This window comes from Achromobacter sp. NFACC18-2 (assembly GCF_900108985.1).
Lineage (GTDB): Bacteria > Pseudomonadota > Gammaproteobacteria > Burkholderiales > Burkholderiaceae_B > Achromobacter.
This window is the reverse complement of sequence record NZ_FNYM01000025.1, coordinates 1-12,605: the sequence shown is the minus strand read 5'-3', so window position 1 is coordinate 12,605 and position 12,605 is coordinate 1. Positions and strand designations below refer to the sequence as shown.

Genomic DNA, 12,605 nt, shown 5'->3' with positions numbered 1-12,605 from the left:
AAGACTCACGAACGCGGACCTTCGAATGGACAGTAAGGAGAATTCAGTGGAAAAGATTGGCTTCGTCGGGCTCGGAAGAATGGGAAAGTCGATGGCGTTAAATCTGCGCCGAGCGGGCTTCGAGATGGCGGTATTTGACATCAACGTCAGTTCGTCGGAAGAGCTTGTGGCGGCGGGCGCGGTTAGATCGCCGGATATTCCAACCTTGGCGCGAGAATCGGACATCATTATTACGATGCTGCCTTCATCCAAGGAAGTCGAATCGATCGTGCTTGGACAGGACGGGGTGCTGGCTCACGCCCGCTCGGGCACGCTGATCCTGGACATGAGCACGATTGATCCTCTGGCTACCGACAGATTGCACGCGCTTGTCGCCGAACAGGATATGCGCTGGGTCGATGCGCCGGTAGGTCGGCTGGCGGAACACGCAGACCGCGGGGAGTCTTTGTTTATGGTCGGCGCGGCCGAGGCGGACTTTCAGCGCGTCAAGCCGCTGCTCGACGCAATGGGCAGCACGATTTACCACTGCGGCCCGGTGGGCACAGGCGGAAGGACGAAACTGGTGAACAATTTTGTCGCCGTTTCTCTATGCCAAATCAATGGCGAAGCGCTGGCCTTGTCGCAGCGCTTTGGGCTGGACATTACGAAAACGCTGAAAGTGCTTTACGGGACCTCGGCCACCAATGGACAGCTGCGGATGAACTTTCCGAACAAGGTGCTGGCCGGCCATACCGAACCGGGGTTTACGATTGACCTGGCCCATAAAGACATGTCGTTGGTGGTGACCGCTGCTCATGCCGCGCGGGTGCCGATGCCGGTGGCGGCGGCGGTTCATGAATCGTTCAGCCTGGCGCGGGCGGCCGACTTCGGGGGCGTGGACTTCTCTTGCATCGCTGATGCGCTCTGCGAGTTGGCCAACATCGAGAAGCCCAGGGTGCCGGAAGGGTGGCGGCCGGATTGACCCTCGCGCGTCTATAGGCTGTGCGATTTCAATGCCTCGCTCAGTCGGCGTAAGCGTACGCAGGTGACGTCAGTCAGCTTCGACTGGCGTCACTGGCTTCGTCTTCGACTCTGCGCGCAACCAGATCGGCGACCTCCTGGATCCGCAGTCGGATATCGTCCGCCAACTGGCGCTGCCTGGTTTCGGGCAGGCGCGGCGTGGCAGCCCCCAGGCTGACGGACGCGATGACCGAGCGCGAAGCCCTGAATGCAAAGCCCAGGCCCGTAACGCCTTGGGTCGTCAAATCCCGCACTTGCGAATAACCAACGTGACGAGTGCGCTGAATGGCCGACACGAACGCCGAGTTGGTCAACCCTGCAGCGGCATACGCTTGCCGGTTGCGCATATAGATATCGTCGATTTCGCTGTCCGGCAGATTCGCGAGCATGGCTAATCCGCCGGCGCCAATTCCGAGCAGGCGACGGCCCCCGATCCCGATCGTGAATATGCCGGTACGTTGAGCTCCGACCTCCCGGTGCAGGCACACGCCGTAGTCACCTTCGCGGATCTGCAGAAATATCTCTTCCTGGGTAATCCGCGCGAGCCGCTGCATCAGGCTGCGGAAATGACTGACCAGAGGGACGCGCGTCATAGACCAGAGGCCAAGCTGCATGGCCTCGACGTCGAGCCGGTACGCCTTCGTTACCGGGTCCTTGTCGGCAAACCGCTCTTCCACCAGGCATGCCAATAATCGGTGCGCGGTGCTGCGTTCGAGTCCGGATTCCAGAACAATTTCACTGAGCTTGATACCGTCTTTGTGGCGTTCACCGAGCAGTCTCAGCAGCTGCAGTGTACGGCGCACGCTCTGCGTGCCGGTTGTCTGACTGTGATCTTCCATGATGTGGGAACTCGTGTGATTAACGCACGCCAGGGGCCCGGTCCTGTCTTAGATTCCTGATCCTATAGCTCATGACGTTATGAGGACGCAGAGCATCGTGGTGAATGCTCCGTGCCATTTCTAGAGTGATCATAAAAAAACAGGAGACAGGTAATGATAAGAGAACTAATGAAGGTGGCCGCGCTTGGCATATTCAGCTTCGCAGCCGCAAATGTCCAGGCTCAGGCGTTTCCGCAGCGTCCTATCACCATCGTCGTCCCGTACGGCGCGGGAGGAGCCTCGGACGGGCTGGCGCGCCTGCTGGCGGAAAAGATGCAGGCGCGCCTGCGGCAGCCCGTGATCGTTGAAAACCGCCCTGGCGCCGGAACCACCATCGCCTCTGCATACGTCGCCAGAGCGAAGCCAGACGGCCATACGATCCTCTTCGCCGCCTCCTCCTTTGGAATCGCGCCTTCGCTGTACAAGAACCCAGGCTATGACCCACTCAAAGACTTCACCCCGCTGTCTTTGCTGGCGTCCGCGACCCATGTCCTGGCAGTCCACCCATCTGTGCCGGCCAAGGATGTGCGCGAGTTCGTCGATTGGGCAAAGAAAAACCCTGGCGCCGTGAATTATGCCTCCGTGGGCGTAGGTACGACCACTCACCTGGAGGCCGAGCTGTTCAAGAAAATGGCCGGCATTGACATGGTGCAAGTGCCCTACAAGGGAAGCGCGGCCGCACTGCCTGATCTGGTCGCTGGACGGGTGCAGGCCATGTTTGACGCATACGCGACTGCGGCGCCATTGGCAAAAGATGGACGGGTACGCCTTCTGGGAGTGACAACGGCGAAGCCTTCGGCGACGGCCCCCCAGCTTCCGACGATCGCGTCGCAAGGCGTGGCCGATTTTGACGTGATGACTTGGATGGGATTGCTGGTGCCGGCGAATACCCCGCAGAACGTTGTCCAGACGCTGAGCACGGCCGTCAATGAAGCCATGAACGACACCGCTGTCCGCCAGGCTCTCACTGCGCAGGGATTTGAGGTTATCGGGTATGACCCGGAGCGGTTTGCCTCCTATTTGAAGCAGGACATAAGCAAATGGACTGCCTTCATCCGCGAACAGAATATCGTCGTCGAGTAGATTTTCTTAGGGAATTCAAGCATGAAGCTAGTGTCATATGTGCGCGACGGCAATGAGTCGTGGGGCGCAGTCGTGGACGGGAACATCCTGGATATGGCGACCGCCAGCGGGATCGGAAATTTGGCTGATTTTTTGGGAAGCGAACGCTACGGCGAACGGGATGCGTTGGTGGATCAAGCGCAGAAGGTTTGCGCCTTCGAAGACGCTACGCTGCTGCCGGTCATTCCGCGTCCTGAGAAGATCGTCTGCGTAGTGCGCAACTACCTTGATCACCACAAAGAGGTTGTCGCAGTGGGGTTGGATCTGTCTTTGTCCGAACAGCCTCCAATTTTCATCAGGGTGTGGCGCTCACAATGTGCGCACAACGCGCCACTGGTCAAGCCGGATGTTTCCGATTCGCTGGATTGGGAGGGAGAACTGGCGGTGGTGATAGGTCGAGGCGGAAGAAACATCTCCGAGGAAGATGCGCCAGGGCATATTGCCGGCTATGCCTGCTACAACGACGCGAGTGTGCGCGAATGGCAGTTCCATGCGAAGCAGATCGCCGCGGGCAAAAATTTCGAGTCTACCGGCGCATTTGGCCCATGGTTGGTGACGGCCGACGAGATCCCGTTCGGCACGAAGCTAAAGCTCGAGACGCGAGTCAACGGAGAGACCGTTCAATCGAGCGACACCCGCCACATGATATTCGGCATCGCCAAGCTGATCAGCTATGCGTCGACTGTGTTTACTTTGATGCCGGGAGATGTGCTTGTGACTGGCACGCCGGCGGGGGTGGGATACAGCTATCGGCCTGCGCGCTATTTGAAGGCCGGCGATGTTTGCGAGGTGCAGATCGAGCATGTGGGACTGTTGCGCAACGTAGTCGTCGCGCAGTCCGACTCGTCCAACTGATCGGCCTTTTGCGAACCTACCATGTCTGTTCTAGAGGATGTGCTGGCGCTGGCCGATTTCGAAGCGCTCGCTCGTAAACGGTTGCCGTCTCCATTGTTTGGCTACGTGTCGGGTGACTGCGAGGACGGCCAGTCCCGGCGCCAGAACCGTCTCTCTTTTCGCGATTACGAATTAAAACCTCGCGTGCTGGTTGACGTATCCGAGCGTCATCAGGAAATTAATCTTTTTGGCCGCAAGTACGCCTTTCCCTTCGGAATAGCGCCGATGGGCATTGCCGCACTTTCGGCCTATCGGGGCGATCTGGTTCTGGCATCAGCCGCAGCACGCGCTCAAGTGCCGTTCATCATGAGCGGATGGTCGCTGATTCCGTTGGAAGAGGTGGCTCGCGCTGCGCCGCAGACCTGGTTCCAGGCTTATTTGCCCCGCAAGCAAGATCAGAGCGCAGCCTTGATTGATCGAGTTGCCAACGCGGGGTTGCAAACCCTGGTTATCACGGTGGACACGCCGTCTCCCGCGAATCGCGAGAATAATGTCCGGGCAGGGTTTTCGTCGCCCCTGCGGCCGAGCATGCGTCTGGCCTGGGAGGGCGTATCACATCCGCGCTGGTTGGTTTCTGTGTTTATTAGAACGCTCTTCAAACACGGCATGCCGCATTTCGAGAACTGGCACGGAGGACGCGGCACACCCATGTTCTCTTCAACGCTGGATACCGACATTGCGCAGCGAGGCCACCTTACTTGGTCTCACGTGCAAAGCATACGAAAGCGTTGGCCAGGAACGCTTGTGCTGAAAGGCGTTTTGGCGGCAGAGGATGCGAAGCTGGCCCGCGAACATGGGGTGGACGGGATCATCGTGTCCAACCATGGAGGGCGTCAACTGGATGGCGCGGTGGCACCGCTGCGAGTTCTGCCTGGGATAGTCGATAGCTTCGGCACTGGCGCCGTCATGCTGGACGGCGGCGTTCGCCGCGGTACTGATGTGATAAAGGCGTTGGCGCTAGGGGCGAAATGCGTGTTTGTCGGCAGGCCATTCAACTACGCCGCGGCTGTGGCGGGAGAAGCCGGTGTGGCCCACGCCGTCGATCTGCTTGAGCGAGAAATTTCGCGCAACATGGCAATGCTGGGTGTGAGGACTGCGAACGAGTTGACGCGAGATATCTTGATTCGAAGCCCTACAAACCGGGAATTTTGATACCCGCCTTCCCGGCTATTGCGCCTTGATTCTGAACTCCCGGACAAGCGCGTCGCGTCGTCTCGCTCCAGTTTTGCTTTGATGCGCGCCAAACGCGGCGCCCGGCGGGCCCACGGGATCGGTTCCTGTCTCGGCAAGCGTTGCTCGGATCTCGGACCTGGCCAGTACGGCCGTTGCCGCGTCTTGCAGTTTCGTGATTGCTTGGGCCTGCGTGCCTACGTGCGCCAGCACATCCGTACCACGTCGCGGCGATCACGTCCTTGCCGGCCGGCCCCAGCACGGCGCTGATTTCCTCGCAGATCCCGATCAGGCGATCCTGCAGCGCGGCATCCTGGGCCTGAGGGTTGGGCGCCATCTTCCTGAGGTGATAGAAGTATCGGCCCGAGACGTTGGTCTTGTCGTCGCCGCCTGCGGCCAGCCATGCTTGGGTTCGGTGCGGCTGGCTCATGTCGTCAGGCGCGCCCGGCCCACCCATCTTGGTCGGCACCCGTTAGTGGATCGGGCATTGCGCAAGTGTTTGCACTTGGCGTCAGCCACCTAATAGCCAGCGGTAATCTAGTCGAGCTGTACCCTGATTGGCCGGACAAAACATATCCGTTGTACGCCACTCATCCATCTCGGCGCCTAGCGCCAGCGGCGGTCGAGGCCTTCTTGGAATTCTGCACAGAGATTTGTCGCGCACATGCAGTCTAGTGCGCGTGAAGCCTGAATCACCCTCGCCTCAGCCCATTTCGGCGTCGGCGAGACCATGAGCGTTGGGGCCTTGCTAGGCTTGCTATCCGACAAGCTCATCATTCAGCGGCTACCTTCACTCGACGTCTAGCCCGCGTCCCGTCGCGACCGCTACCCGCAGGGTGAACTCTGTAATTTCGGCTGGGACACCCAAACGGATCGGAAAACCCATCCACAACGCGGTTCCATTGCTGACATACAGTCTCATATCTCCAACTTCATACATGCCGGACACGAATCCCTGGTTTGCGAACCTACCAAGGTGGGTGAGTCCCGCGATCATCCCACCATGCGTGTGGCCGGAGAGCTGTAAATCGACACCCGCTTTCGCATTGTCCTGCGCCCCCTCCGGACGATGGCTCATGAGCACTATGGGCCACGTCTTGGGCGCACCGTGCAATGCCACATCTAAATCCGGCCCGGAGAATCCATAACCAACCGCCGCAGCATCGGTCACCCCCACGATCGTCAATCCAGCATCACCGAGCGGTAATTCAACGTGGGAGTTTTCGATCAATTGGATACCGAGTCGCGCCAAGCGCTCTCGCCACTTCGTGTAGTCGAAGTAGTACTCATGATTCCCTGGGATACCAAGTACACCGAAGCGCGCCCTCAGGTCGGCAAGCGGCGCCACGTCAGCAATCCGGTCGCCGACGGTTCCATCAATGAAGTCGCCGGTGAACAAGATCAGATCAGGCGATAGAGCATTCGTACGCGCCACGACCTCGTTTACCCATTTCTTCGGGAACAGTCGACTGATGTGAGTGTCGGTGAGTTGCACCAACCTGAATCCGTCAAGCGATGCTGGAAGATCTGGGATTGGCACCTCAATGTGCTTTACATCAGGGACACGAACCGCGTTTCCCACTCCGATGATCGACGTGACAACGGCCAATATCATCGCCACCGGCGCGACCCAGGGCGCGAAGTAATTGCGCGTCTGTCTGCCGCGAGTGAGCCAAACCAGAAGCAACAGGCCGTCCCCGAGCAATACGAGGAGAAAAAGTAAGACGAATGCGCAAAACAGCCAGCCGACGAACAGCGCGACCAAGTACGGCGCCTCGAACGACCACATGTTTCCGTACAGCGCATCGTTGATCCAATGCACTTTGGATACGACGAGAAGGAGAATCGAGATGAACAGTCGCCATCCGCGCGCAACAGGCAAAGGCAGAACGAAGCGCCAAAGAAGGTAGAAAAAGGCGAAGGTGAAAGCGATGTGAAACACGAAGACAATGATCCTGATCAGCGCGGTTAAAGCAGACCGCTGGAGCCGCTCGATGGTATTAGCTCTGACGCCAGCAATCTGTTAGCAGAATTCAACCTTTCGTTGAGTTGGGCTCACCGTTGATTTTCCGTGCATGACGTCGTCCTCTGTTCGCGATTTCGCGCAAATGAGCCGCTCTTATCATGGAGCAATTCACAATGCTGCACTGAGCCTGTCAGTGTCGATCGTCGAAGGCTATGGGCCTGATCATTGGCACACATCAGTGCGATGCAACGATGTGCCTAGTCGGAATCAGAGACGTTCGGCAGGTAAACCAGTTGTCCCTCGTCACGACCATTTAGCGCGCAATAGCTTTGCTGGGTCGCTTATCGGTGGAATTCGAGACTCAGGAAGTGGTCGACTTCTGCAACCTCTACGACATTCGACCCGAGTACAAACTGGTCAAGGGCCACAGATCAATCAGGTCTGGGATGACGTCGCTAGAAGAAGGCGCGATATCGCCACTTTCTGGATCTGCGTAAAGCGCGACTACTCCGCATCGAGCGGGAAGGGGCGTTCTCCGCCTGCTCACGGTTCCGCCTGCCTACGCGAGCGGCTCCTCCCGCAGCATGTCGATGAACTCACGCAGACCGGGTGGGGTTTGCCGATGTCCAGGATAGTAGATATAGAAGGCGGGCTCGATTGGCGCCCAATCAGGAAGGACCACCTGCAACTCGCCTCGCTCGAGTTCTCCCGTGATGCGCTTCTCCAAGCAATAGGTGATACCAGCGCCGGCCTTCGCCATTTCAACCCCAAGCGTGGTTTCGTTAACACAGAGCTGCCCAGGCACGTCGATCGCTTGACGTTCACCGTCCTTCTCAAACTCCCAACGATAGATGACGCCCTGGCCGGTGCGGATCTGAATGCAATTATGTGCCTTCAGGTCCTGAGGGGCCGCGATAGAAGTCCGCCTGTTCAAGTATTTGGGAGCTGCCGCGGCAACCCACTTCAACGGTGCGCCGATACGGACAGCGACAAAATCCTCGGGCACCGTCCCCCCGAAGCGCACGCCAGCATCGAAGCCTGCGGCAACGATGTCGACCATCTGGTCTTCTACTGCGACCTCTACCGACACCTCCGGATAGTTTTGCAGAAATTTGGGTAGGTACCTTGACACCAGCAGCCTTGCGCCATCATTCAGCGTATTAATCCGCAGGCGGCCCATCGGGCGATCGCGATGCCGGTCCACCTCCTCAAGCGCACCCGCGATCTCGTCGAACCCGATCTCCAGACGAGAGGCCAGGTTTGAGCCGGCCTCAGTTGGCGACACCGTGCGGCTAGTCCTGTTCAGAAGACGCACCCCAAGGCGCGTCTCCAGATTCCGGATCGAATGACTCAAAGCCGAAGTTGAGATCCCCAAATCAACCGCTGCTTGCGTGAAGCTGCGTAGCCGGTGAACGGCCAGGAACGAGTTCAGATCGGCCAGATCGGCCCTGGATAGCTTGGCAGTGGGACGAACTGGCATGGGACCTCCAAAGTTGAGAGAAATTCAACGTTCTAGTGGAATTGCCTCAATAAACGCCGTTATACAGCGGTTTACTATTAATTCAATTCAACAATAGCCTACCTCAAACCCGCGCCAACGGCTACCTGACTTCATTAGGAAGATCTTGAACCGGCCAGCTTCTGGCGATCGGGAATAGGTCGCCAGCTGCCACACGCAGAAAAGCCATGAACCAAGCCATACGTAGGGGCGGAGTCGCCATCGTTACTGGTGCCGCCAACGGCATCGGTTACGCCATTGCCCATCGACTTGCAAAGGAAGGGATGAAACTCGTCCTGCTCGATCAGGACGGCCGCATGCTTACGCAGGCAGCCGAGCGCCTTCACACCGAGTTTCCCGAGCTTGAGCTGCGCAGCATTGCCGGCGACGTCACCTCTGAAACCGCTGGCCCGGCCATGAGTGGAGAAGCAGAAGCCCTTGGCGAAATCTCCGTAATCGTGAACAACGCTGGGATCCTGAAAGGCGCTGGGCCGTACGAGAACATCGAGCAATGGCGCCAGACGATGGAAGTCAACTTCTGGTCAATGCTCGGAATACAGCAGCACTTTGTTGGCCCCCTTCTTGACCAATCCACCGCTTCGGCGATCGTAAATGTGGGTTCAAAAGAAGGCATAACGACCCGCCCCGGAAATGCCGCCTATGCGCTCTCAAAAGCAGCCGTGCGCGTGTTGACTGAGCAATTGGCTCATGAGTTGAGAGAGCAGGTCGGCGATCGCGTTACGGCTCACCTGCTCATTCCTGGCTACACCTTCACGCCCATGAACTTCCCTGGAACGACCTACGACTCTCCCAAGCCAGAGGCGCCATGGAGCGCTGATCAGGTCGCTGATCGCATGGTCCAAGGTGTTCGCGCCGGTGAGTTCTACATCTTTTGCGAGGACAACGAGGTTACGAGCGAACTGGACCAACGACGGATGCAGTGGGCCATGGACGATCTGATAAAGCGGCGCCCGGCCCTTTCTCGGTGGCACCCGGACTTCAAGGACGAATTCGCTGCCTTTGCCAAGAGCAGTGAACCTCGGTAAGCAATGCTCGACGTCAATCCCGCCCGCCTAGCCACCATGGCGATTCTCTTCTGCAATGGGTTGCTTTACGCTACCTGGGGTGTGAGCGTGCCCGTCGTCAAGGAGAAATTCGGCCTTTCAGAAGGGGTGCTTTCCCATGCGATGGCCGCGGTAGCAATCGGCGGGATAGCGACGATGGCCGCCGCAGGACGATGGATTTCGCGTGTGGGAAGCGGGACCGCGAGCGTTCGCAGCGGCATTCTTATGACCCTCTCGGCGGGTCCCATCCTGCTCATGTGGAACTACGGTGGCCTGCTCGTCCTGCTATTCATATACGGGATGGCCACAGCGGCCAACGACGTCGCAGCGAACGCGCAAGTGGCGCACCTGGAGCAAATCTCCAAGCGATCGCTCATTGGGTCAGTGCACGGCAGCTTTAGCGCCGGAGGCCTCGCAGGGGCGCTCTTGGCAAGCGCATGGGCAGCCGGGAACGTGACGCCGGCGCTCAACTTTATTTGCGTGGCGATGCCCTGCCTCTTGGCCATGGTATTGGCTGCTCGGTTTTTGCGTAATGATCCCCTTACACACAGAGAAGCCGAAGGAGCCGCGAGTGGAGGTCATCCCGGTTTGGACAAAGAGGCTCGTCGCCGACTCCGAACGCTCGGAGCCCTGGCTTTCTCAGCCTTGGTCATTGAAGGGGCCTTCTATGACTGGGCAGCCGTGTACATGCGAGACATCGCTCACGCGAACGCCGGGTGGGTCGGCTTCGGATATGCAGCCTTTGCCATTGCGATGGCGATGGGTCGCATGGCCGGAGATTGGGTGCGAGACAGGTACAGCCACCAAGCAGTGATAGCTACCAGTGGCGCACTCAGCCTAGCGGGACTGACCGTCGTTCTATCCAATATTTCTCCAACCGCCGTAATCGCTGGGTTCTTCATCACTGGTGTCGGCTTGTCGAACGTAATTCCAGTGCTGTTCTCTACTGCGGGCAAGCTGGCCAACGAGGCGGGCTGGGCAGCATCGCAGGGCCTGGCCACCACAACTCGGATCGCATATATCGGGCTGCTGGCGGGGCCGCTGGTGATCGGACCGGTTGCCGAGATGGTCGGCCTTCAACTAGCGATGGTGACTCTCATGGCAGCAGTTTCCGCGACTTGCGGAGGATGGCTGTTGCTGAGCAAAAGAACTGACGGCGCTCCGTGGATGCTGCCCCGCCAGCGTCACGTACATCCGTCTTGCAATCGACTCTCGAACTCTAAGTAATGACCGAATCAACAGTTTCCCTATCCCGTACCTTTGACAGCACTAAGGCCCCCCACGGCTTTCTGGGCGCAATTCTCACGCTCGGCCTTGGCGGCCTTTTTGTCGGAACAGGCGAATTCGCATCGATGAGCCTGTTGCCGGGAATGGCGGAAAGTACTGGGGTGTCCATCCCTAGTGCCGGCGCATACATCAGTGCCTATGCCATTGGAGTCATGATCGGAGCTCCGCTGATTGCCATCGGCGCAGCCAGGTGGCCACGCAAGCATCTGCTGCTCACGCTCATGGTTCTCTTTGCCATTGGCTACATCGGAAGCGCATTAGCCACCGGATATCACTCGTTGATCGTTGCTCGATTTGTCTCCGGTCTACCTCATGGCGCCTACTATGGCGTCGCCTCCCTCGTGGCTGCAACGCTTGCGGGAGAAGGCAAGCGGGCTCAAGCCGTCGGCTATGTAATGCTCGGATTGGCAGCAGCGAACGTTGTAGGCGTACCGGCTGCCACAGGTCTAGGGCAGTGGCTAGGTTGGCAGTCTGCCTTTGTCGCGGTTGCGACTGGTGCTGTCCTGACCCTCGTAATGATGCTGCGCTACATCCCCGTAATGCCTGGAGGAGGAAGCCCCATGACCGAACTCGCGGGCCTGAAGCGGCCGCTCCTTTGGCTCACGCTGGGAGTTGCATCTGTCGGGTTTGGCGGCATGTTCGCCGTCTACAGCTACATCACGCCGACCCTCACGAAGGTGACGGGCCTCAACGAAGCGACGGTTCCTGTGGTGCTGTGCGTGTGGGGCCTTGGGATGGTTGTGGGAAATTTGGTTGGCGGAAAGTTCGCGGACAAGGCCCTCGTCCCGACGATCTTTGGATTCTTACTCTGGAACGCTGTCTTCCTCGGGGCGTTTTCTATGTTCGCCGGATCCAAGCCGGCGACCGTTACCGTACTGTTTCTTGTAGGCACAGGCTTCGCGTTGGTTCCGGCTCTACAAACCCGATTGATGAACGTGGCTGGTGAAGCCCAGACCATGGCCGCAGCGCTTAACCACAGCGCGTTCAATCTCTCAAACGCGATCGGCGCAGTGCTCGGTGGCGCCGCGATTTCGCATGGTCTGGGCTGGGCGTCTACAGGCTGGGTAGGCGGCGCGCTGGCCGTGCTAGGCATGGGACTTATGGCCTTCACGGTACGCAGCACAACAAGACGACGCGCCGAATGAATCTGAAGTCGATGCTTTATGACGGCCGTCTCATAGGCGGGTCAACGCAGGTTGGCGAATGACCGCATTGGGGCGAGGCTGTGCGAAAACTCTTTGACCTCGCTACGGTGATCTAGATAGAGTTTGGTATCTCGATCCCGGGAGTCGACATGCCCCGATTCATCGAAGGTCAGGACCGGCAGCAGGTGGCGTTGATCCCGGAATGCCTGGATGACTTCATCGCCGACGACGTGGCTGGTCGGCCGACTGGCGCCAGACTTCAAGACCATCGCGGATTTTCGTCGTGACAATGGGTCGGGCATTCGCAACGTTTGCCGGCGGTTTGTTGCCGTATGCCGAGATCTCAAGCTATTCAGCCAAGCCCTGGTTGCCGTTGATGGAAGCAAGTTCAAGGCAGTCAACACGCGCGACAAGAACTTCACGGCGGCCAAGGTAGACAAACGTCAGCAGCAGATTGAGAAGAGCATCCACCGCTATCTGGCGGCGCTCGACACAGCAGACCGAACGCAACCTGTCGAGATCGAGGCCAGGACCAATCGGCTCAATGACAAGATCGAACGTCTGCGCAAACAAATGCGCACG

The 12,605-nt window shown here is 58.7% G+C and carries 11 protein-coding genes and 1 pseudogene; 9 read left to right on the top strand and 3 right to left on the bottom strand.

Annotation, left to right across the window (positions count from 1 at the left end; translation table 11 throughout):
* The first annotated feature begins 25 nt into the window (after window positions 1–25).
* On the top strand, window positions 26–961 hold the full coding sequence (locus BMW75_RS27345; RefSeq protein WP_092582668.1) for an NAD(P)-dependent oxidoreductase: 936 nt from the start codon (window positions 26–28) through the stop codon (window positions 959–961).
* A gap of 73 nt (window positions 962–1,034) precedes the next feature.
* Here BMW75_RS27345 and BMW75_RS27340 read toward each other — a convergent pair whose 3' ends face one another.
* A complete protein-coding gene (locus tag BMW75_RS27340; RefSeq protein ID WP_092582667.1) occupies window positions 1,035–1,838 on the bottom strand; it encodes an IclR family transcriptional regulator in 804 nt (267 codons plus the stop codon).
* Window positions 1,839–2,006: 168 nt separating this feature from the next.
* On the opposite strand from BMW75_RS27340, the gene BMW75_RS27335 reads away from it, so the two are divergent.
* From BMW75_RS27335 to BMW75_RS27320, 4 genes are all read left to right on the top strand, one after another.
* On the top strand, window positions 2,007–2,960 hold the full coding sequence (locus BMW75_RS27335; RefSeq protein WP_254792144.1) for a Bug family tripartite tricarboxylate transporter substrate binding protein: 954 nt from the start codon (window positions 2,007–2,009) through the stop codon (window positions 2,958–2,960).
* 21 nt (window positions 2,961–2,981) lie between these two features.
* Complete coding sequence (locus BMW75_RS27330) at window positions 2,982–3,854, top strand: fumarylacetoacetate hydrolase family protein (RefSeq protein ID WP_092582665.1); 873 nt, start codon at window positions 2,982–2,984, stop codon at window positions 3,852–3,854.
* Window positions 3,855–3,875: 21 nt separating this feature from the next.
* Window positions 3,876–5,045: an alpha-hydroxy acid oxidase gene (locus BMW75_RS27325; protein ID WP_092582664.1), complete on the top strand. Its 1,170-nt coding sequence runs from the start codon at window positions 3,876–3,878 to the stop codon at window positions 5,043–5,045.
* Between the two features lie 420 nt (window positions 5,046–5,465).
* Window positions 5,466–5,738 carry a LysR substrate-binding domain-containing protein gene (locus BMW75_RS27320; RefSeq protein ID WP_092582663.1) on the top strand — a complete coding sequence of 91 codons (273 nt, stop codon included), beginning with the start codon at window positions 5,466–5,468 and terminating at the stop codon, window positions 5,736–5,738.
* A gap of 115 nt (window positions 5,739–5,853) precedes the next feature.
* Here the strand turns inward: BMW75_RS27320 and BMW75_RS27315 are convergent, their stop codons facing one another.
* Window positions 5,854–7,005: a metallophosphoesterase gene (locus BMW75_RS27315; protein ID WP_092582662.1), complete on the bottom strand. Its 1,152-nt coding sequence runs from the start codon at window positions 7,003–7,005 to the stop codon at window positions 5,854–5,856.
* A 583-nt stretch (window positions 7,006–7,588) separates the two neighbouring features.
* Window positions 7,589–8,509, bottom strand: coding sequence for a LysR family transcriptional regulator (locus BMW75_RS27310; RefSeq protein WP_092582661.1), 921 nt, complete (start codon window positions 8,507–8,509; stop codon window positions 7,589–7,591).
* 206 nt (window positions 8,510–8,715) lie between these two features.
* Between BMW75_RS27310 and BMW75_RS27305 the strand changes: the two genes are divergently transcribed.
* From BMW75_RS27305 to BMW75_RS27290, 4 genes and pseudogenes are all read left to right on the top strand, one after another.
* Window positions 8,716–9,573, top strand: coding sequence for an SDR family NAD(P)-dependent oxidoreductase (locus tag BMW75_RS27305; RefSeq protein ID WP_092582660.1), 858 nt, complete (start codon window positions 8,716–8,718; stop codon window positions 9,571–9,573).
* Window positions 9,574–9,576: 3 nt separating this feature from the next.
* Window positions 9,577–10,818, top strand: coding sequence for an MFS transporter (locus BMW75_RS27300; RefSeq protein WP_092582659.1), 1,242 nt, complete (start codon window positions 9,577–9,579; stop codon window positions 10,816–10,818).
* Window positions 10,818–12,023 carry an MFS transporter gene (locus tag BMW75_RS27295; RefSeq protein WP_092582658.1) on the top strand — a complete coding sequence of 402 codons (1,206 nt, stop codon included), beginning with the start codon at window positions 10,818–10,820 and terminating at the stop codon, window positions 12,021–12,023. Before BMW75_RS27300 ends, BMW75_RS27295 begins: the two co-directional genes overlap by 1 nt.
* Before the next feature lie 149 nt (window positions 12,024–12,172).
* A pseudogene (locus BMW75_RS27290) lies at window positions 12,173–12,605 on the top strand (hypothetical protein); the annotation flags it as partial.

Bases quoted from the DNA above. Each gene is read 5' to 3' on its own strand.
- BMW75_RS27345 (WP_092582668.1), top strand. From the start codon at position 26: ATGGACAGTAAGGAGAATTCAGTGGAAAAGATTGGCTTCGTCGGGCTC.
- BMW75_RS27340 (WP_092582667.1), bottom strand. From the start codon at position 1,838: ATGGAAGATCACAGTCAGACAACCGGCACGCAGAGCGTGCGCCGTACA.
- BMW75_RS27335 (WP_254792144.1), top strand. From the start codon at position 2,007: ATGAAGGTGGCCGCGCTTGGCATATTCAGCTTCGCAGCCGCAAATGTC.
- BMW75_RS27330 (WP_092582665.1), top strand. From the start codon at position 2,982: ATGAAGCTAGTGTCATATGTGCGCGACGGCAATGAGTCGTGGGGCGCA.
- BMW75_RS27325 (WP_092582664.1), top strand. From the start codon at position 3,876: ATGTCTGTTCTAGAGGATGTGCTGGCGCTGGCCGATTTCGAAGCGCTC.
- BMW75_RS27320 (WP_092582663.1), top strand. From the start codon at position 5,466: ATGCTTGGGTTCGGTGCGGCTGGCTCATGTCGTCAGGCGCGCCCGGCC.
- BMW75_RS27310 (WP_092582661.1), bottom strand. From the start codon at position 8,509: ATGCCAGTTCGTCCCACTGCCAAGCTATCCAGGGCCGATCTGGCCGAT.
- BMW75_RS27305 (WP_092582660.1), top strand. From the start codon at position 8,716: ATGAACCAAGCCATACGTAGGGGCGGAGTCGCCATCGTTACTGGTGCC.
- BMW75_RS27300 (WP_092582659.1), top strand. From the start codon at position 9,577: ATGCTCGACGTCAATCCCGCCCGCCTAGCCACCATGGCGATTCTCTTC.
- BMW75_RS27295 (WP_092582658.1), top strand. From the start codon at position 10,818: ATGACCGAATCAACAGTTTCCCTATCCCGTACCTTTGACAGCACTAAG.